The sequence below is a fragment of the Nonomuraea turkmeniaca genome (assembly GCF_005889735.1).
In the GTDB taxonomy this organism is placed as follows: Bacteria; Actinomycetota; Actinomycetes; order Streptosporangiales; family Streptosporangiaceae; genus Nonomuraea; species Nonomuraea turkmeniaca.
This window is the reverse complement of record NZ_VCKY01000037.1, coordinates 39633-58134: the sequence shown is the minus strand read 5'-3', so window position 1 is coordinate 58134 and position 18502 is coordinate 39633. Positions and strand designations below refer to the sequence as shown.

Here is an 18502-nt window from a genome sequence, read left to right as displayed (position 1 = left end):
GGCGGAGGTGGCGCTGCCGGGCGGGCCGGGCGTGGAGGTCGTGGTCGTGCACCCGGTGGCGCCGGTGCCCAGAACGGTGCCGGAGTGGGAGGCGGGGGTGGGCACGCTGCCGCCCGCGCCGTCGTCGGGCCCGCCGCGGATCCTGGCGGGCGACTTCAACGCCACGCTCGACCACGCCGTGTTCCGGCGGCTGCTTGACACGGGTTACACCGACGCGGCGGCGGCCACCGGCCAGGGATTGGTGCCGACCTGGCCGATGCGCAGGCTCCCGCCGCTGGTGGCCATCGACCACGTGCTCACCGACTCCCGGGCCGGCGCGGTCGCCGTGCAGATCCACGACGTGCCGGGCTCCGACCACCGGGCGCTCTTCGCCGACCTGAGGGTGCGGTCATGAAGAGTGGCCGACAGTAACGCTTCGCTGAGAATCATGTCCCTGACCACTGCTCGGGCGGCCGTCCGTGCGATGCTCTGAGCCTGACGAATCATGAGGAGCCCAGGTGTCTTCGGATAGCGGCAAGTCGATGTGGAGGCGGCCGATCCGGACGATCGCCGTCACCGCACTGGCGGTGGTCTTAGCGAGCTGCGGATCCGCCGCCTCCCCTGGACCGGATCCCGCGACCTCCGCGCCACAGGAGTCGCCGGCGCAGTCTCCCCCCGGGGCGCAGAAGCCGCCGGCGGTGGCCGCCGACTGGCCGCGCTGGGGGTTCACGCACACGGGGACCAGCGCTAACAACGTCACCCCGCAGTTCGAGCAGCGCGTGGCCCAGTCGCTGGCCCGCACCCCGATGTTGCAGAACCAGCACATCATGGGCTTCGGCGCGCTCAACCCCCAGCCCACGCGGCAGCAGTACTTCTGGGAGGACCTCGACAGCCGCACGAACTTCATGAAGCAGTCCAAGGGCACGCCGATCATCACCCTGTGCTGCGCCCCTGACTGGATGAAGGGCGGCCCCGAGGGCCCGACGTCGCAGGAGGGCTGGGCGGAGCACCTGGAGGACGCCCCGTACCCGCAGCACTTCGACGACTTCGCCAAGCTGGCGGGGACCGTCGCCGAGCGGTACCCCGACGTCGAGTACTTCCTGGTCTGGAACGAGTTCAAGGGTTTCTGGAAGGACCACTCCAAGCCCGCGGACTACAAGGGCTACACGGATCTGTACAACAAGGTCTACGACGCGGTGAAGGCGGTCCGTCCCGACGCCAAGATCGGCGGCCCGTACATCGGGTTCGACAGCAACAAGGGCGGAAACTCCGAGCTGCGCGGCGACTGGGGCGTGGTCAACCAGAACGTCCTGGACGCCTTCAACTACTGGTACGAGAACAAGAAGGGCGCCGACTTCATCGTCGTCGACGGCGCCTCGCCGACCGACGCCCACGAGCTGCTGCCCGACGAGATCGGCGCGCTGAGCAAGTTCAGCGCCGTCACCGAGTGGCTGCGCAAGAAGACCGACGACATGCCGATCTGGTGGTCGGAGTGGTACTTCGAGCCGGAGGACGGCACCACCTGGGCTGAGGACAAGCGGCTCGCCGTCCAGGCCGCCTCCATGATCGAGTTCGCCAAGAGCGGGGCCGCCACCGCGCTGTACTGGAACCCGCAGGCCAAGGAGGGCGCCTGCCGGGGCTGCCTGTGGAACCCGAAGTCCGGCGCACCGCTGCCGACCGGGCAGCTGGTGAGCACCTTCGCCAAGTGGTTCCCGGCCGGGGCCGAGCTGCAGGACGTCACCTCCTCCGACCCGAAGGTCCGGGTGCTGGCCCAGCCCGAGCAGCTGCTGCTGGTCAACACCACGGGCGGGGAGGTCACCACGACGGTGGACGGCAAGGAGCACACTCTGGGGGCGTACGAGATCAAGTGGAGCGACCGCTAGGTCTCACGAGGACGCGGGTCATGGTGTCAGCTGGTGCTGCTGCTCGGCGCCCCACTCCACCAGGACCACCGTCGCGTCGTCCTGGAGCCAGCCGTGCTGGTGGTCGAGGATGGTGTTGATCAACCGGCGCAACGTCTCGGGTGCCGGCACGCCGTCGGCCTCGCGCCTGATGACGAAGTCGATGAAACGGTCCAGCCCGAACAGCTCCCCCTGGGGATCCTGGGCCTCGATGACGCCGTCGGTGTAGAGCAGCAGCCGGTCCCCCGGCTCCAGCTGGTAGCGGCCGAGGTCGGCGGGCAGTCCGAGGCTCAGTCCCATCGGGGTGCCGAACACGCCGTCCAGCGTGGCGACCATCTGGCCGCGGCGCAGCACCACCGGCGGGGGATGGCCGCGATTGGCCCAGATCAGCCGCCCGGTACGGGTGTTCAGGTCGGCCAGGATGCCCGTGGCGAACCGCGTGGCGATGAAGTGGTCGGCGATCGCCTCGTCGATGGCATCGCCGGCTGCCAGGACGTCGGCGCCCTCCCGGCGGTGTTTGCGGAAACAACCCATGGCGATGGTGGCGGTGAGGCCGGCCGAGGTGTCGTGCCCCATGGCATCGAAGATCGCCAGCCTGAGCACATCACCGTTGAGCGCGAAGTCGTACGCGTCCCCGCCCACCTCGTAGGCCGGCTCCAGCGCGGCGCTGACCACGACCCGGTCGTTGGCGAACGTCGCGCCGGGCATCAGGTTCCACAACACCTCGGCGGACAGGGCCATCGGCCGGGTCCGTACGAGCTGGGCGTACACGTCGCTGTAGCCGCGCTTGCTCTCCACCAGCAGGGCGACCAGGGCGGCCAGCCGGCTCACCTGCGCCAGGACGGCCTCGTCGGCGTGGTTGACGATCATGCCGAGCACGCCGATCCGCTCCGTGCCGTCCAGGAGCGGCACCCACACCCGTCGCGGCCCGTCCCCGGTGAACGGCTCGCCGCCCTCGGCCGAGGTGGTGGCGGTGCGGGCCTGGACCGGCTCGACGCCGCGGAAGGCCTTGCCGGCGACGGTGGTGTCGATGGGGATGCGCTCCAGCGGCCTGCCGGCCTCGTCGCACTGGCCCGGCAGCGGCACGAGGAACTGCTGTTGCAGGTCGGCCACGTACAGCATGGCGTGCGTGAGCCCCGCCTGCGCGGCGTGCTCGGCGACCAGGGCGGGCAGGTCCTCCAGCGAGGCCAGGTGATTGGCCCGCAGCAGCCCACCGAGCGTCCCGTCGTCCACGGCCCCCTCCCCCGATCAAGGGGCTCTTACCCGGCCGGACGTCTCTCAGGCATGCTCTGAGCAGGTCACATCCGCGGTCGAGCCACGAACGATCAGCTCGGTGGCCAGCTCGACGTGATGGGAGTCGATCTTCTCGCCGGCCGCGAGGCGTAGCGCGGTCCGCAGGGCGACGCCGCCCATCTCGCGCAGCGGCTGGCGTACGGTCGTCAGCGGCGGCGAGGCCATCCGGGCGATCTGGGTGTCGTCGAAGCCCACGATGCTGAGGTCCTCGGGGATGCGCAGGCCGCGTGCCCGGGCGGCCTCCATGACGCCGAGCGCGGTCTCGTCGCAGCCGACGAAGATCGCCGTCGGCGGCTCGGGCAGGTCGAGCACGGCCGTGCCGTGCTCCAGGCCGTCCCGGTAGCGGAAGTGGCCGAACCGCGTGTAGCCGGGCAGCACATGCGCTCCTTCCGCCTCCATGGCGGCGCGATAGCCGTGCAGCCGCGCCTGGTTGCAGGCGGCGGTGGTCGGCCCGCCGATGTAGGCGATGCGCCGGTGCCCGAGCGACAGCAGGTGCTGGGTGGCGGCCAGCCCGCCGGCGAAGTTGGTCGATCCGACGCTGGTCAGGCGGGCGTGTGGCAGGTTGAGCGGGTCGATGACGACCAGCGGCAGCTGCGCCCGCGACAGCGCGGTCAGCTGCCGGGTGGTCAGCTGGTCGCTCGTGACGGAGATCAGCGCCCGTCGGCCCGCGGCGACCAGGTCGCGGGCCCAGGCGGCGGCATGGTCGATCTTCTTCCTGACGCTGACGACGACCCCGACGTCGAGCTCGGCCCCGGCGGTGACCACACCCTGGATGATCTCTGTGGAGTAGGCGTTGAAGTCGTTGTCGAACTGCACCTCGACCGTGTCCGTCGCGACGGCGCCGTCAGTAGCCAGGCCCCGGCGCGGCGACAGCGCGACATAGTCGTGCTCCCGCAGCAGCGACTCCACGAGGGTCCGGGTGGCCGGCGCCACGTCGCTGCGACCGTTGAGCACCTTGGACACGGTCGCCACCGACACGCCGGCCGAGGCCGCGACGGTGGCCAGCGTGGCGCGTCTAGGACTGGCCGGCATCAATTCCCTCCTGCTCCTCGACCGATACAGGGGTGACCAGGCGCCGGTCGTGGCCGACGACCCGCGTCGCGCCCGTCAGGCGTACGACGCCCCGGCACGGCAGGTCGGCGGCCGATCTGCCGACGAGCACCTCGACGTCCCCCGGCTCCACGATGCGCCTCAGGTCGCGTCCAGTGAAGGCCGTCCGGTCAGCGTGCACGTGGAAGCTCACGCGGGCGCCTGCCCCGGGCTCCAACCGGACCCGCGCGAACCCGGTCAGCTGCCGGACCGGCCGGGTGACCTGGGCGACGACGTCGTGCAGGTAGAGCTGGACGACCTCGTCGCCGGCCCGCTCGCCGGTGTTGCGCACCTGTACGCTCACCGTGAACTCGCCGTCGGTCGGCACCTCGGCGTCGCTGATCTCCAGGTCGCCGACCTCGAACGTGGTGTAGGAGGCGCCATGCCCGAACGCGAACAGCGGCGTCGGGTCGAGGTTGCTGATGCCCTGGCTGTTGGCGCCCAGCGGCGGCTGCAGGTAGGTGCCAGGCTGGCCGCCGTGCCCGCGCGGGATCTGCACCGGCAGCTTGCCGGAGGGCTGGATCCGGCCGGACAACACGCCGGCGATGGCCGCGCCGCCCTGCTCGCCCGGCATGAACGCCTGCACGAGCCCGGCGGCGAGCTCGTGCGCCGTGCCCAGCGCGTACGGGCGCCCGGACACGACGACCACGACGACGGGCGTGCCGGTGGCGGCGAGCTCGGCGAGCAGGTCCTCCTGAACGCCGGGCAGCCGCAGGTCGTCGGCGTCGCAGCCCTCTCCCGAGGTCCCGTGCCCGAACAGCCCGGCGAGGTCGCCGACGACCACCACGCACAGGTCCGCCTCGCGGGCCGCGGCGGCCGCGGCGGCGAAGCCGGAGCGGTCGCCGCCCTGCACGTCGCAGCCGCGCTCGTGGACGACCTCGGCGTCCGGCAGCTCGGCGCGGAGGGCGGCGAGCAGGCTGGGCGCCTCGACGCCGAGGCCTAGGCCGGGGTAGCGGGGCAGCACGTGGTTGGGGAAGGCGTAGCAGCCCATGAACGTCCGCGGGTCGTCGGCACACGGCCCGACGACCGCGATCTTCCGGAGCTCCGACCGTCCGGGACGGAGCGGCAGCACGTCACCGGCGTCGAGCAGCACGATCGACCGCTCTGCCAGCTCGCGTGCCAGCTCCTGGTTGCCCGGCGAGTCGAGGTCCACGACGGCCGCGCCGGCCACCGACTTCTCGGGCGTCCAGTCCGGGTCGAGCAGGCCGAGCTGGACCTTCTGGGTGAGCAGGCGGCGCGCCGCCCGGTCGATCAGCGACTCGGGGATCTCACCGCCGCGGACCCGCTCCACCAGGTGCTGGCCGAAGCCGAGCGTGTCGGGCAGCTCGACGTCGATCCCGGCGGCCAGCGCCCGCACGCCGGCCTCCTCGGTGTCGGCGGCGATCTTGTGCATGGTCGCCAGGAACGGGACCGACCAGTAGTCCGACACGACGGTCCCGGTGAAGCCCCAGCCCTCGCGCAGCACCTCGGTCAGCAGCCAGGGGTCCGCCCCGGCCGGCACGCCGTCCACGTCGGAGTAGGAGTTCATCACCGACCGCGCCCCGCCGAGCGCGATGGCGGTCTCGAACGGCGGCAGGATCATGTCCATCAGCTCGCGCCGCCCCATGGGGACGGGACCGTGGTTGCGGGCCGCCCGCGAGGCCGAGTATCCGGCGAAGTGCTTCAGCGTGGCGATGATCCCGGCGTTCTCCAGCCCGCGCACGTAGGCGGCGGCGAGCATCGAGACGAGGTACGGGTCCTCCCCCATCGTCTCCTCGACCCGCCCCCACCGGTAGTCGCGCACCACGTCCAGGACCGGCGACAGGCCCTGGTGCACGCCCACGGCCGCCATGTCCCGCCCGATCGCGGTCGCCATCCTCTCCACCAGCCCGGGGTCGAACGTGGCGCCCCACGCGATGGCCGCGGGATAGACGGTCGCCCCGTACGTCGTGAACCCGGTCAGGCACTCCTCGTGCACGATGGCCGGGATGCCCAGCCTGGACCGCTCGATGACCGCACGCTGCAGCCGCACCACCTCGGCCGCGCCCTCCTGGGCCGTCACCGGGGCGCTGCCGTGCACCCGGGTGATGTGACCGAGCCCGTGGCGGATCGCCTCGTCGAAGGGAACCGTCCCCGATGCCGCGAACACGTCCTGCATCGGCGCGACGTTCAACGTCTCGGCGTCGTCGGCCACCGGCTCGTGCTGCATGTCATTGCCGATCCACCGGCTGCCTAGCTGGCCGACCTTCTCCTCCAGGGTCATCTCCTCAAGGAGGGCATCGACCCGGTCAGCCACGGGAAGGGTCGGATCCTGCCACGGACGAAGCACACCATCCACCGCGGGCGTCCGATCTACAGCCGTCATCTGCTGCTCCTTCAAGGCGATGTGCATCGTGATTATTTCGAAATGTTTCGACGTTGTGAGCGACCTGTGAACGAGACCTCCTCGACACCAGATGACCAGCTGAACGCCGCGTCAGCGTACTTTACACAGGCCCTCCGTGAATAGGGAGCGGCTCTGGAACGACGGGGTCTTGACAGGCACAATCCCGAAACTTAGATTGGCGTGCCACGCGGCATGTCGCAAATGTTTCGACAAGCTAACTCTGAAGGAGAAGTGCAGGCGACGGCTCCCCGGCCGCCCGCCCATCCCATCCGACGATCAAACGAGCCGCACGGAAACCCCCCGGCGTTCAGTTACGGAGATCAGCGTGGAGCCCAGGTCAACCTCTCGCCGTACCTTCCTCAGCCTCTCCATGGGCCTTCCCCTCGGGGCCGCCCTGGCGGCCTGCGGCGGCTCCGGACCCACCCAGACGGGCGCCGGTGGCGGGCCCGGCACCAGCACCGGCAGCGCCGCCGGCAAGGCCACTTACTGGTACCTCAGCGTTGAGCCGAACGAAGGCGTGCGGCGACGCGCGGTGGAGCGCTTCAACAAGGCCAACCCCAGCAGCACGATCGCAACGACCACCATGCAGAACGACGCCTTCAAGACGAAGATCAAGACAGCGATCGGCGCGGGCGAGGCCCCCACCATCATCTGGGGCTGGGGCGGCGGCGGCCTGCGCAGCTACGTGCAGGCGGGGCAGGTCGATGACCTGACCTCGTGGTTCGACCAGAACGCGGCCTACAAGGACCGGCTGTTCCCGTCCTCCTTCGGCGCGGCCACGGTCGACGGCAAGATCTACGCGGTGCCTGTCGAGGCCGTGACGCCGATCGTCTTCTTCTACAACAAGAAGCTCTTCGACAAGGTCGGCGCGCAGCCCCCGCAGGAGTGGGGCGACATCATGGACCTGGTCAAGAAGTTCAACGCCGCGGGGATCGCGCCGCTCTCTCTCGGCGGGCAGTCGCGCTGGACGAACATGATGTGGCTGGAGTTCCTCTTCGACCGGATCGGCGGCCCCGAGGTCTTCCAGGCCATCTACGACGGCGAGAAGGACGCCTGGAACAACCCGGCCGCCATCGACGCACTGACGAAGATACAGGACCTGATCAAGGCGAACGGCTTCGTCAAGGGTTTCTCGTCGATCACCGCCGACTCCAACGCCGATCAGGCGCTGCTCTACACCGGCAAGGCCGCGATGATGCTGCACGGCGGCTGGACGTACGGGTCGATGAACACCGACGGCGGCGACTTCGTCTCCGGCGGCAACCTCGGCTACATGAACTTCCCGGCGGTGCAGGGCGGCAAGGGCGACCCGGGCAACACCGTGGGCAACCCGGCCCAGTACATGTCGATCTCCTCCAAGGCGACGCCGGAGGCGAAGGACATCGCCAAGAAGTTCTTCCTTGAGGAGATGAACTCCGAACCGCAGTCCAAGGACTGGGTCAGCATCACCCAAGTGCCGATCGTCAAGGGCATCGACGCGGAGTTCGGCTCCTCCGAGCAGGGGCCGTGGCAGAAGTTCGTCTACGACACCGCCAGCAACGCCAAGTCCTTCCAGCAGTCCTGGGACCAGGCGCTCAGCCCGACCGCGGCCGAGGTCCTGCTGGACAACATCGCCAAGCTGTTCCAGATGTCGGTGTCGCCGCAGCAGTTCGCCACGAATCTCAACGAGGTCATCGGCAAGTGACTGTTCCCCCGATCGCCCCTGGAGGGAAAGCGTCCCTGACCGCCGTACCGGGCGGCCAGGGACGCGGCCTGGCCTGGCTGGCCCTGCCGGCGCTGCTGCTCTTCGTCGCCTTCGGCGTGATCCCGCTCATCGGGGTCTTCGCACTCAGCTTCACCACCTGGGACGGGCTCGGCGAGATCCGCCTGTCCGGCTTCGACAGCTGGCGCGCGGTGCTCACCGATCCCGGGCTGCCGCACGCGTTGTGGGTGACGTTCCTGGTCATCGCGCTGTCGTGGGCGGTGCAGACACCGGCGAGCATCCTGCTCGGCACGTTCCTGGCCGGCTCTCAGCGCTATCGCGCGGTGATCGCGGTGGTGTACTTCATCCCGCTGCTGCTCAGCTCGGCGGCCATCGCGATCACCTACAAGGCGCTGCTGGACCCGAACTTCGGGCTCGGCGCCGGGCTGGGGATCCCGATCCTCGTGCAGGACTGGCTCGGTGAGCCGGCCCTCGCCATGGGCGTCGTCATCTTCGTGGTTTCGTGGCAGTTCATCCCGTTCCACTCGCTGATCTACCAGGGCGGCGTGCGCCAGATCCCGCGCTCGATGTACGAGGCCGCCGAGATCGACGGCGCCGGCCGGGTCCGCATGTTCTTCAACATCACCCTGCCCCAGCTCAAGTACACGATCATCACGTCCTCGACCCTGATGGTCGTGGGCTCGCTGGTCTTCTTCGACCTGATCTTCGTGCTCACCGCGGGCGGCCCCGGGGACGCCACCCGGGTGCTCGCGCTGGAGATGTACAAGAGGGGATTCCAGGCGAACCTGATGGGCCCGGCGAGCGCGATCGCTGTGATCCTCGTCCTGGTGGGCCTGGGCCTGGCGCTGCTGCTGCGCCGGCTCGGCGGCCGGGATGCGACCCACAGCCAGCTGGAAGGGGCCTGACATGGCGACGACCCTCACCGAGGACTCCTCGCGGATGGCGGCGGAGCACGCCGGTCCCGGCCTCAAAGGAGTGACCCGCCGCCCCAACTGGGTGGCCGGCACGGTCTCCTGGATCTGGCTGGCGATCGTGATCGTGCCGATCTACTGGATCATCATCACCAGCTTCAAGTTGCAGAGCAACTACTACATCGAGAACCCTCTCGTGCCGCCGTCCAATCCCACGCTGGCCAACTACCAGATGGTCATCGAGGCGGGCTTCATCCGGTACTTCATCAACAGCGTCATCGTGACGGTCGGCGCGGTCGTGCCCGCCGTCGCGGTGTCCTTCATGGCGGCGTACGCGATCGTCCGCAGTGGCGGGGGGCGGTTCCTGCGCTGGACGAACTCGCTGCTCCTCATGGGCCTGGCCATCCCGCACCAGGCCACGATCATCCCGATCTACCTGATCATCATCAAGCTCGGCCTCTATGACACGCCCATGGCGCTGATCCTGCCGTCGATCGCGTTCTCGATCCCGCTGTCGGTGCTGATCCTGGCGAACTTCATCAGGGACGTGCCCAAGGAGCTCTTCGAGTCGATGCGGCTGGACGGCGCCAGCGAAGTCAGCACGCTCTGGCACCTGGCGCTGCCGCTGACCAAGCCGGCCGTGGTGACGGTGACCATCTACAACGCGCTGACGATCTGGAACGGCTTCCTGCTGCCGCTGATCCTCACGCAGAGCCCGGAGCAGCGCACGCTGCCCCTGGCGCTGTGGAGCTTCCAGGGCCAGTACAGCATCAACGTGCCGGCGGTGCTCGCCTCCGTCGTCCTCACCACGCTGCCCATCCTGATCCTGTATGTGGTGGGCCGCCGCCAGCTGCTGGCCGGCCTGACCGCCGGCTTCGGCAAGTGACCGCAGGGCGGTGACGCACGTGACCGCAGGGCGGTGACCAGCCCCGCCGCCAGCCCCCGGCCGGCCCCGCGACATAGCGGGGCCGGCCGCTGTGCCATGCCGCCGATCAGCGGCCGAGCTTGACCGTAGCGGCGACGCAGCCCAAGGCGTCGGATGCCACTTCTCCCCGCGATGACCTCTTCGACGATGTCGCTTGCATGCCGGTTGCGGTGCGGATGGACAGCAGGAAGCAAGGCGTGTGAAGGCGGCTCGCCCTTGACTGTGATCCAACGAAGCCCGCGAGATCGAGCGAGAGTCTAGGGAGAGAGCTCGTGAAAAGCATCCGCAAGATCACAGGGGTAGTCGCGACCATGGCCGCCCTCACCCTCGGCACGGTGCTCCCGGCCACCGCGACGGCGAACGCGGCCACTCTGGAGCAGAAGACGTTCATCTGGCGCGGCTTCATGTCGGCCGGGTCATGCACGATCGAGCCCGGTGCGACGTGGACGCTCTATTCCAACGGCACGGCACGTCTGGACGCCACAGTCTCCAGCCTGGACGACGACGACGCCTGGCTGATGTGGGCGCACATGAAGGACAGCCGCGGCGCCCTGCTCGGCGACATCCAGGTGTACGGGAGCACCAGCACCAAGTTCGTCAAGAACCTGCACGATCGGCGAACCTATCGCTGGATCGCCAAGGGGCAGTTCGACCCAGACCTGTTCGACCTGGTCAAGCGCATGTCGCTGGGCAAACACTGCTGAGCCGGATCCAGGCCGGCCGCGCGATCCGCGACGCACCTTCACCTCATGACCGTGCGGAAGCGGGAACTCCGGCCACGGCCGTCCAGAGCTGGGATAGTTGCCGGCAATCGGCTTGTAAGCGCACTCCGAAGAATGGCTTGACATGACAAATCTCCCTGCGGTGCGCCGAGTCGCACCCGGTCGGTACAGTGCCGTCCTCATCCTCACACTGGTCGCGCTCGCAGGATGCGGCCTCGGAGGGGGTGCGACACGGGGTGCCGACACCGCTCCCGCGCCCGTGACGAGCAGCGCGACAGCCGCGCCCAGGGAGAGCACACCCGCTCAGGCCGACAGCGCGCCCGCCGCGACCGAGAGCGCGCCGGCCCGGGCCGAGACCGGCCAGTCCCCGGCGGCGGTCGAGCCGGGAGGCGCCCTGACCGACGGCAGCACGGTCTCGGCCGAGTTGACCCGCGCGGGGCAGAAGGACAAGTTCACCATGGACTTGGGCGATGCCAGGGAGTTCTACGTCACCGACATGCAGGGCGACGACATCCAGTTACAGGTGTTCTCCGAAGTCGACGGCGAGCCTCTGGGCCCGTCCAGCGTCGCGCTCAGTTTCGGCACCTCGATCTTCAAGCTGACCAAGGCGGGCGGGCACCGGCTGGAGGTCTGGGGGAACACGAACGTCATCGGGTCATACAGCTTCCGGATCGCGACCGTCAAGGTCCGGACGTTCCCCGTGGCGATCGGCATGAAGATCGGTGAGGGCAGCCCCGCCGGGGCCGGGCGGCTGGACGTCCCCGGACGCATCGACCGCTTCGAGTTCGCCTCGGACGGCGCGACAGCCATCAAGGTCCTCGGGGGCGCGGGCGCATGCACGGCCATCCAGCTGGAGCTGTACGACGCCGCGGAAACGAGCGTCGCCAACGCCCGGCAGCCTATCCCGCTGTGCGGCTACGAGTCCGACATCCCGCTCTCGAACGGGGACGGACGCTACGCGCTGGTTGTCAGGTCGGGCGAGGCGAAGACCGGGGCGTACTCCTTCCAGATCGCGCGCGCCGGCTGAACGGTCAGGAGCGGCGCAGGCGCCCGTGATATTCCAGCGAGCTTGCGCCCTCCTGCCGCACGACCACCAGCGTCCCGGGATCATCCAGCGTGAGGGTCATGTCTCCGCCCACGCACCGATCTCGCTGCGCCACGGTCATCTCGAGCACGGTGGCGCTCCTGAGGCGGGTCAGCGTGGCCTGCTGTTCGCAGTCGCCGTCCACCCACGTCCCGGTGCTCTGCCCGCCCGTCAGGGTAATCCTGACATCGACGCCCTTCTTGCGGTCGTCCTGTGAGTGGACCTGCCCTGTCCAGGTCCCAGCGAAGGCTTCGGGGACCCCGACCGGGGCCGGCGCCGTGGTCGATCCAGAGGCCGATTCCCGGGCTGGCGATGGCGTCGAGGCCGGTCGGGAGGCGGACGTGTCAGATGTCGCCTGTGTCGTCGCCCCGTCGCCTGCGGCCGGGCTGCCGATCGCCCCCCTCGCGTACAGCACGCCGGCCGTTGCGAGAGCCGCGACGGTGACGGCGATCAACGGCATGGCCGGCCGGATCCTCCGCCGGATGCCCCGTTCGCCGTGCGGCGACGCGGAGAAGGTGTCCTGCCCCCAGCTGCCGGCGCCGCCAAGAGGCGCCGCCGGAGGGGGAGCCGGCACCGTCGGTCCGTCCACGGGCAGGAGGCCCGGGCCAGGCGCGGGCTCGGTCGGGAGCACTTTGGTCGCGCCGGGGCCGGGCCAGTTCGGCGGGACGTACGCGCTGGGGACCGGGCCGACGTCGGGCACCGTGACGGTAAGGGCGCCGGGGTCGACCAGCCGGATCAGGAGCGACCGAGCAGAGGGGCGGCTCCGGGGATCCTTCGACAGGCAGGCGACCAGGGTCTCGCGCAGGCTCTGCGGGATGCCCGACAGGTCGGGCTCCTGGGTGAGAATGCGGTGGAAGACGGCGGCGACGGTGTCGCTGCCGAACGGCGCCCGGCCGGTCGCGGCGTAGACCATGGTCGCGGCCCAGGCGAAAACGTCGGCCGCAGGAGACGCGTGTTCTCCCTTGAGCTGCTCGGGCGCCATGTACGGCGGGGTGCCCGACATCGTCGAGGGTGCCGTGCTGGCGTCGAGTGGCCGGGCGATGCCGAAGTCGACGACGCGAGGCCCGTCGGGTCCGAGCAGCACGTTGGCGGGTTTGAAGTCCCGATGAACGACTCCGGCGCCGTGGATGGCCGCGAGGGCGCAGGCCGTGCCGACTGCCAGCCGCTCAAGGTCGCCGTTCCGCAGCGGGCCGCCCGCGCGCACCCGCTCCTGCAGCGACGGGCCCGCGACGAACTCGCTCACCACGTACGGGGCGGGCCTGTCGGGCTCGGCCTCCAGCACGCGAGCCGTGCAGAAGGGAGCCACCCGGCGGGCCGACTCCAGCTCCCTGGCCAGCCGGCGGCGGGTGTCAGGGTCGGTGCCACCTCTGAGGACCTTGATCGCGACGCGGTCGCCGGACGGGCTCCGCCCCTCGTAGACGATCCCCTGCCCGCCCTCGCCCAGGCGCGCGACGACCTGGAACACTCCGAGCACACGTGGATCTCCTGGCTCCAGCGGGCCAGCGGGCATGGGCTCCTCCACGCACGTTGGGGCGAGCTGCCACCGGCACGCCGTGCTCCTCCAGGATCACGCCGGGCCGTTGCGGCGGGCGCTGCGGCGGGGCGCTGCGGCGGGGCGCTGCGCCAGATTGTAGTGACAATTCGCAGAGTTCGGGCAGAGGCAAAGGCGGGCCTGCCCGGTGCCCCGGGCAGGCCCGCCTGGTCTGCTCGCCCCGGCTACCGCCGGACCGCTTTCGCCGAGGTTTCGCTCGGCGAAAGCGGTCAGCGATGAAGGCGAGGTCTTCCTGGTCGTCAGTGCGGGGAGATGTAGAGGGTCTTCCAGGCAGGGTTGCCGGCAGTGCACTGGATGGACGGTCCGGCCGCCCGGCCTTCGGCGCAGACCTTCAGGTCCACCTGGTACACCCGGTGGTAGGTGAAGGAGAACGTCTTGGGCGTGCGGTAGGCGCAGGTGCGGACGTGGCGCTGCTTCCAGGTCACCTTGTTGCCGGCCGAGTTCACCGTGGCGATGCCGAAGACCGCCCACCCGCAGGTGGAGGCACGGGTCAGGTCGGTGACCTTGCCGGAGACGGTCAGCGTGGCCGCGGATGGGATGACCTCGTGGTCCTCGCCGGTCGCGGTGATCCTGCCGAGCGCCTTGGCCCTCTTGGCGCCGGGCGAGTAGTACGGGCCCCAGGCCGGCCCGGCGGTGCCCGGCCGCGCCTGCGGCGAACCGGCATCGGAAGCGGCGGCCGCCGATGCGGCGGGCATCGCGGCCATCGTCAGGACCACTGCCGCAGTGATCCCGATCAGGGCACGTGAACCGTTGCTCATCTGTGTCTCCTTGTTGAAGTCTGTCGGGCCGGGATCAGTGGGCGAGGCTGATGGAGGTGGGAATGCCCCACGGGCCGCAGTCCGAGCCGAAGGTGGTCTTGTCGCAGCCCTGGACGATGAAGGCGAACTTGTTGACCTCGTGGCCGTTGGTCGTGGTGCCGACGCCACCCTGGACGTACGGGGCCATCAGGTATTGACCGCTCCACGGAGTCAGCCGCCCCGTCTGGACCTGCGTGGCCCTGCCGCCGTCCTTGCTCCAGCGGACGTTGAAGTAGTCCCAGTCACGGCCCAGGCCGCTCCACTTGAAGACGATGTTGTCGCCCTTCTGGAAGACGCGGACCAGGGCACCGCCGCCGAGGTTGGGCGACCAGACGATCTTGCCGTTGCGGAAGCGCTGCCAGGAGCCCTTCTTGTCCGGGTAGCCGAACTCCTTGGTGGCCGGGCAGCCGAACACGCTGGTCTCGCCCCCGTTGGAGCGCCACAGACCACCGATGAGGCTGCCCGCGGGCGCGACCAGCGACGGGTCACACGCGCTACTGGCGGATGCGGCCTGCGGTGCGGCGAGGCAGATGGCGGCCGTCGCCACGGCGGCGGCCAGACCGGTGAGTGAACGGGATGTGGTGCGGCCCATGGGGGTGTCCTTTTCAGGAGAGGCTCTAGTGGGACACCACTTGTGTAAGGCAGGCCGCTTTCACCCGAGATTCGGGAACTTGACGGTGGCTTGAGAGCCGCCTGCTCGCCGGTGACGCGCCCGAGACCATGCCTCCCGGATGAAGCGGATCGGCGGCATGCCATCGCACGCCGCCCTCCCAGCGTGACCTGGTGCTCGCCGGCAGCGGCGTCCAGCGGATCAGGAAGAAGCGGAAGTCCTGACCACGGCGGCGCGTCATCGATATGCGCTCGCCTGGAGCGTGTAGAGCTCCGCGTAGAGGCCGTTGACCGACATCAGTGTCTGGTGATCGCCCTGCTCCACCGTCTTGCCGTGGTCGAGGACGTCGGGCATACCCTGAGTGTGCCCGCGAGCACCGACGGTTTCCGCGCCGCGGCGGGCAGGGAAGGGAGTCAGCTCGGCGCGGTAATGCTCTCGATCGTGTCCTTGAACTCGTCGAGTGCCCGCACGTACTGGGCGGGCTTGAAGAAGTGCAGCACATGGTTGGCGTGGACGCGCAGGTAGCGGGCGTGCGGGACCAGCTCCATGATCCGGGCGGCGTCCTGGTCGTCCAAGGCGCCCACCAGGCCGCGGCGGGGATCCCGGAACCAGTCGGCGTGGATGAGGAGCAGCGGGCAGCGGACGCGGGCGAGCGCCTCGGCGTGGTCCAAGCCCTCGTACATGCGGCCGTCCACGAACGCGCGCGCGAAGTCCGGGTCGAACATCGACAGTGACATGAACATGACCCGGGCGGCCAGCGGCATGAATCGCAGGTCGACCGGCTCCCCGGGGTGGTTGTGCTGAAATTTCGAGATCCGCCGGGAAAGGTAGTTGAGGAACCACTCGGGGACCCTGCGCTCGGACCCGTCGGGCTCCGGCTTGGTGACGCCTCTGAGGTAGTCGGCCAGATCTCGGCGGTCCAGGTCACCCAGCACCGACGCGGCGTGCTCCAGGCCTTGGTAGACGTACCGATCGTGCTCCTTGAACCGGGGCAGCTCCGCCGAGAACACGGGAGCGTCCTCCAACACGATGGCGGAGACGAGCTCGGGCGCGTTGGCCGCGCACCACAACGCGATGATCCCGCCCGAGGAGTTGCCCGCCACGATCGCCGGCCGCCCGACCACGCCCCGCAGGAACGCGCGCATGTCCTCGCCGAGGCTGCGCCAGCAGTAGTCGCCCGGCGTCCAGGTGGACCTGCCGTGGCCGCGCACGTCGACCGCGTACACCTGGAACCGGGCCGACAGCGCGGGCATGACCCGCTGGTAGCTCTGCCAGGTGCCGGTCTGGGCGGGCACGAGCACCAGCGGCGGCCCGTTGTCCGGGCCCACGGCGTAGTTGATCCGCACCGTGCCGGTGTCGAACTCCCGCTCCGTGAACCCCGCCCGCCGCACCTTCCGGATCTTGATGGGCGCCTGCCCGCCCTCGTACGGGTTACGTTCCCCTGTCACGACGAATCCTCCTCCCAGCGCTGGAAGAGCGGCGGGATCTCGCGCTCCAGCCAGGCGAACAACCGGTGGGCGTCGCGCACCCGGCCGGCCCGCGCGGGGTCGTCACGCAGGATCTCCAGCCCGTCGGCGGTGATCCCGCTGAACTGGCCCAGCGCCTCCAGCTTGCGCCGCGCGACCCGCTCCCAGACGTCGTCCACGACCCGCAGGCGCACGCCCCGCTCGGCAGGCCTGGTCACCGTACGCACGAACCCGCCGGCCTCCAGCACCCGCACCGCCGTGCTCAGCGACCCCTTGCTCGCGCCGATCGCCGCCGCGATCTGCGCGGCGGTCTGCTCCGGCGGGTCGCAGACCATCAGCCAGCCCAGCACCCGCCCCGTGATCAACGGCAGCCCGTTGTTCTTGGCGAAGAACGCCGCGACCCGCTCCACCCAGGCCAGCAGCTCTTCATCCCTACGTTGTTCATCCATCGTCAATCAGTTTAGTACGTACTGAACTCAAATGGAACGGGATGGAACGCCTTCCTGACAAGGGCCGGCATCGACGTGGAGGAGCGAGCACATGCTGCGGACGGACGCCACCGACCAGGTTGGCCGATGGGATGTGGCCGGGGCGTCCTGTGCGTGCTCGCCACCACGATCATGTCGGCCCTCATGACCCAGCAGCGCGGCCTGGCGATGGGCATCGTGGCCGTCGTGGCAGGCGCGCTCTTCGGCGCCTTCGTCCGCTTCAGAAACCGTGCCGTGTAAGTTTCACGGATGGTTGACTGGCCGATTTGAACGTTGCAATACTCCGAGTCGAATCGGCCAGGTTTGCCGTCGTTTCCGCAGGTCGCCTGCATGCCGGTGGATGAATCGATTCATCCACCGGACGTCGTGTCGGATGGCATCCCGGCCGGATGCAGGCCCCCGTCATCAGGAGCGACGTATGGGAACCAGCAAGGTAAGGCCCATCACCAGGCTCGGGACCGGCCTCGCGGCGCTGGCCCTCACGGCCACCGCACTGTCCGCCCCGGCCACCGCGGAAACCGTCCGCGCCACGCAGCACTCCACGCTGGCCTGCGGCGACGGCACCGCCAACGCGGAGGCGGTGCTGAGCGGCAGCACGTGGACCGCCCGCAACGGCAGCCGGACCGTCTACACCGGCACCAGCATGTTGTCGGCCATGCAGGCCGCGGTGAGCAGCCTCACCGCGGGGCGCACCTCGAAACAGCGGGTCGTCGTGCGGGGCTCAGGCACGATGAGCGCCGGCTCGCGGCTGTCCCTGCCGAGCTACACGGTGCTCGACGTCTGCGGCACCGTCAACGTGACCGGCTCCGGCTCGGGCGACCAGGCGGTCGTGTACGCCCGTGGCGTTACGGACGTCGAGGTCCAGCACCTGACCGTGACCGGCGGCCCGCTGTACGGCATCTTCGTGCGCAACGGCGTCAACATCACGCTCGGCCAGATCGACATGCGGCTCTCCAGCGGCCTGGGCATCCGCATCGACAACCACGGCGACCGTAGCGTACGCACGAGGAACGTCCGGATCGACAACGTCTACGTCTCCGGCACCAGCACCCATGGCGTGGAAACGTACGGCGTGGACGGTCTCACGGTGGGCACCGTCGTGGCCCGCAACACCGGCCACTCCGGGCTGCTGCTGAACGACACCGTCAACGCGACCGTGAACACGGTGGACGCGCAGGGCGCGGGCACCGGCACCGGCTACGCGGCCTTCCGCATGGCCAACAGGAACGGCCGGATCGGCAGCGGCTACCCCACCAACATCCGGGTCGGCCAGGTGATCGCGCGTGGCGGCGGGCGCGGCGTCTTCTGCGTGTCGGAGAGCGGCGGGGCCGTCATCGACCGCGTGGACATCGCGCAGACCGGCAACAACGCCATCCTGATCGAGAACTGCTACAACGTGAACATCGCCGCGCAGAGCGGCAGCGTCACCGGGCCAGGCGACATCCGGCTCGCCGCGCGCTCGGAGTTCCCCAACACCGCCGACATCATCATCCAGAACCTGCGCGTGACCAACTCCGCCATCAGGGAGAGCCCATGCGGGGTCAACACCACGTTCAGGAACAACACCCTGGTCAACAGCGCCCAGAGCATCTGCTGAGGCAAGGGCGGCGTCGGAGGA

17 protein-coding genes are annotated in these 18502 nt (G+C 69.7%); 9 read left to right on the top strand and 8 right to left on the bottom strand.

Annotated elements, in window-relative coordinates; all coding sequences use genetic code 11:
* Both ETD86_RS55080 and ETD86_RS13835 read left to right on the top strand, forming a co-directional pair.
* Window positions 1-394, top strand: a 394-nt coding sequence (locus ETD86_RS55080; protein ID WP_211370026.1) for an endonuclease/exonuclease/phosphatase family protein, incomplete at its 5' end; no start/stop codon positions are given.
* Window positions 395-497: 103 nt separating this feature from the next.
* A complete protein-coding gene (locus ETD86_RS13835) occupies window positions 498-1862 on the top strand; it encodes a glycoside hydrolase family protein (protein WP_138666546.1) in 1365 nt (454 codons plus the stop codon).
* 18 nt (window positions 1863-1880) lie between these two features.
* Here the strand turns inward: ETD86_RS13835 and ETD86_RS13830 are convergent, their stop codons facing one another.
* The 3 genes from ETD86_RS13830 to ETD86_RS13820 are packed head-to-tail and all read right to left on the bottom strand — an operon-like array spanning window position 1881 to window position 6606.
* Window positions 1881-3113 carry a PP2C family protein-serine/threonine phosphatase gene (locus ETD86_RS13830; RefSeq protein WP_246147893.1) on the bottom strand — a complete coding sequence of 411 codons (1233 nt, stop codon included), beginning with the start codon at window positions 3111-3113 and terminating at the stop codon, window positions 1881-1883.
* A gap of 45 nt (window positions 3114-3158) precedes the next feature.
* Window positions 3159-4205 carry a LacI family DNA-binding transcriptional regulator gene (locus ETD86_RS13825; protein WP_138666545.1) on the bottom strand — a complete coding sequence of 349 codons (1047 nt, stop codon included), beginning with the start codon at window positions 4203-4205 and terminating at the stop codon, window positions 3159-3161.
* The gene (locus tag ETD86_RS13820; protein ID WP_138666544.1) at window positions 4189-6606 is read right to left on the bottom strand and encodes a glycoside hydrolase family 3 N-terminal domain-containing protein; all 2418 of its coding nucleotides are present in this window, start codon (window positions 6604-6606) and stop codon (window positions 4189-4191) included. The genes ETD86_RS13825 and ETD86_RS13820 overlap by 17 nt, the downstream gene beginning before the upstream one ends.
* Before the next feature lie 346 nt (window positions 6607-6952).
* Between ETD86_RS13820 and ETD86_RS13815 the strand changes: the two genes are divergently transcribed.
* The 5 genes from ETD86_RS13815 to ETD86_RS13795 all read left to right on the top strand — a co-directional run bounded on the left by ETD86_RS13815 (window position 6953) and on the right by ETD86_RS13795 (window position 11914).
* Window positions 6953-8311: an extracellular solute-binding protein gene (locus ETD86_RS13815; protein WP_246147892.1), complete on the top strand. Its 1359-nt coding sequence runs from the start codon at window positions 6953-6955 to the stop codon at window positions 8309-8311.
* Window positions 8308-9234 (top strand): carbohydrate ABC transporter permease, encoded by a 927-nt coding sequence (locus ETD86_RS13810; RefSeq protein WP_425465632.1) that lies wholly within the window; start codon window positions 8308-8310, stop codon window positions 9232-9234. Before ETD86_RS13815 ends, ETD86_RS13810 begins: the two co-directional genes overlap by 4 nt.
* A gap of 1 nt (window position 9235) precedes the next feature.
* The gene (locus ETD86_RS13805) at window positions 9236-10126 is read left to right on the top strand and encodes a carbohydrate ABC transporter permease (protein ID WP_138666543.1); all 891 of its coding nucleotides are present in this window, start codon (window positions 9236-9238) and stop codon (window positions 10124-10126) included.
* A gap of 311 nt (window positions 10127-10437) precedes the next feature.
* A complete protein-coding gene (locus tag ETD86_RS13800; RefSeq protein WP_138666542.1) occupies window positions 10438-10869 on the top strand; it encodes a DUF6294 family protein in 432 nt (143 codons plus the stop codon).
* 277 nt (window positions 10870-11146) lie between these two features.
* Entirely contained in the window at window positions 11147-11914 is a 768-nt protein-coding gene (locus ETD86_RS13795; RefSeq protein WP_138666541.1) for a hypothetical protein, read from the top strand.
* Between the two features lie 4 nt (window positions 11915-11918).
* Here the strand turns inward: ETD86_RS13795 and ETD86_RS13790 are convergent, their stop codons facing one another.
* From ETD86_RS13790 to ETD86_RS13765, 5 genes are all read right to left on the bottom strand, one after another.
* A complete protein-coding gene (locus ETD86_RS13790) occupies window positions 11919-13481 on the bottom strand; it encodes a serine/threonine-protein kinase (RefSeq protein WP_138666540.1) in 1563 nt (520 codons plus the stop codon).
* Between the two features lie 281 nt (window positions 13482-13762).
* Window positions 13763-14281: a hypothetical protein gene (locus ETD86_RS13785; protein WP_138666539.1), complete on the bottom strand. Its 519-nt coding sequence runs from the start codon at window positions 14279-14281 to the stop codon at window positions 13763-13765.
* A 34-nt stretch (window positions 14282-14315) separates the two neighbouring features.
* The gene (locus tag ETD86_RS13780; RefSeq protein ID WP_138666538.1) at window positions 14316-14912 is read right to left on the bottom strand and encodes an LGFP repeat-containing protein; all 597 of its coding nucleotides are present in this window, start codon (window positions 14910-14912) and stop codon (window positions 14316-14318) included.
* Between the two features lie 431 nt (window positions 14913-15343).
* Window positions 15344-16378 (bottom strand): alpha/beta fold hydrolase, encoded by a 1035-nt coding sequence (locus tag ETD86_RS13770; protein ID WP_138666537.1) that lies wholly within the window; start codon window positions 16376-16378, stop codon window positions 15344-15346.
* On the bottom strand, window positions 16375-16845 hold the full coding sequence (locus tag ETD86_RS13765) for a GbsR/MarR family transcriptional regulator (RefSeq protein ID WP_138666536.1): 471 nt from the start codon (window positions 16843-16845) through the stop codon (window positions 16375-16377). Before ETD86_RS13765 ends, ETD86_RS13770 begins: the two co-directional genes overlap by 4 nt.
* A gap of 126 nt (window positions 16846-16971) precedes the next feature.
* Between ETD86_RS13765 and ETD86_RS55075 the strand changes: the two genes are divergently transcribed.
* A complete protein-coding gene (locus ETD86_RS55075) occupies window positions 16972-17124 on the top strand; it encodes a hypothetical protein (RefSeq protein WP_170223068.1) in 153 nt (50 codons plus the stop codon).
* Window positions 17125-17302: 178 nt separating this feature from the next.
* Window positions 17303-18481 (top strand): hypothetical protein, encoded by a 1179-nt coding sequence (locus ETD86_RS13760; RefSeq protein ID WP_246147891.1) that lies wholly within the window; start codon window positions 17303-17305, stop codon window positions 18479-18481.
* Window positions 18482-18502 lie beyond the last annotated feature (21 nt).

Coding starts and splice junctions, on each gene's coding strand:
- ETD86_RS13825 (WP_138666545.1), bottom strand. CDS start 4,205: ATGCCGGCCAGTCCTAGACGCGCCACGCTGGCCACCGTCGCGGCCTCG.
- ETD86_RS13820 (WP_138666544.1), bottom strand. CDS start 6,606: ATGACGGCTGTAGATCGGACGCCCGCGGTGGATGGTGTGCTTCGTCCG.
- ETD86_RS13805 (WP_138666543.1), top strand. CDS start 9,236: ATGGCGACGACCCTCACCGAGGACTCCTCGCGGATGGCGGCGGAGCAC.
- ETD86_RS13790 (WP_138666540.1), bottom strand. CDS start 13,481: ATGCCCGCTGGCCCGCTGGAGCCAGGAGATCCACGTGTGCTCGGAGTG.
- ETD86_RS13785 (WP_138666539.1), bottom strand. CDS start 14,281: ATGAGCAACGGTTCACGTGCCCTGATCGGGATCACTGCGGCAGTGGTC.
- ETD86_RS13780 (WP_138666538.1), bottom strand. CDS start 14,912: ATGGGCCGCACCACATCCCGTTCACTCACCGGTCTGGCCGCCGCCGTG.
- ETD86_RS13765 (WP_138666536.1), bottom strand. CDS start 16,845: ATGGATGAACAACGTAGGGATGAAGAGCTGCTGGCCTGGGTGGAGCGG.
- ETD86_RS55075 (WP_170223068.1), top strand. CDS start 16,972: ATGGGATGTGGCCGGGGCGTCCTGTGCGTGCTCGCCACCACGATCATG.
- ETD86_RS13760 (WP_246147891.1), top strand. CDS start 17,303: ATGGGAACCAGCAAGGTAAGGCCCATCACCAGGCTCGGGACCGGCCTC.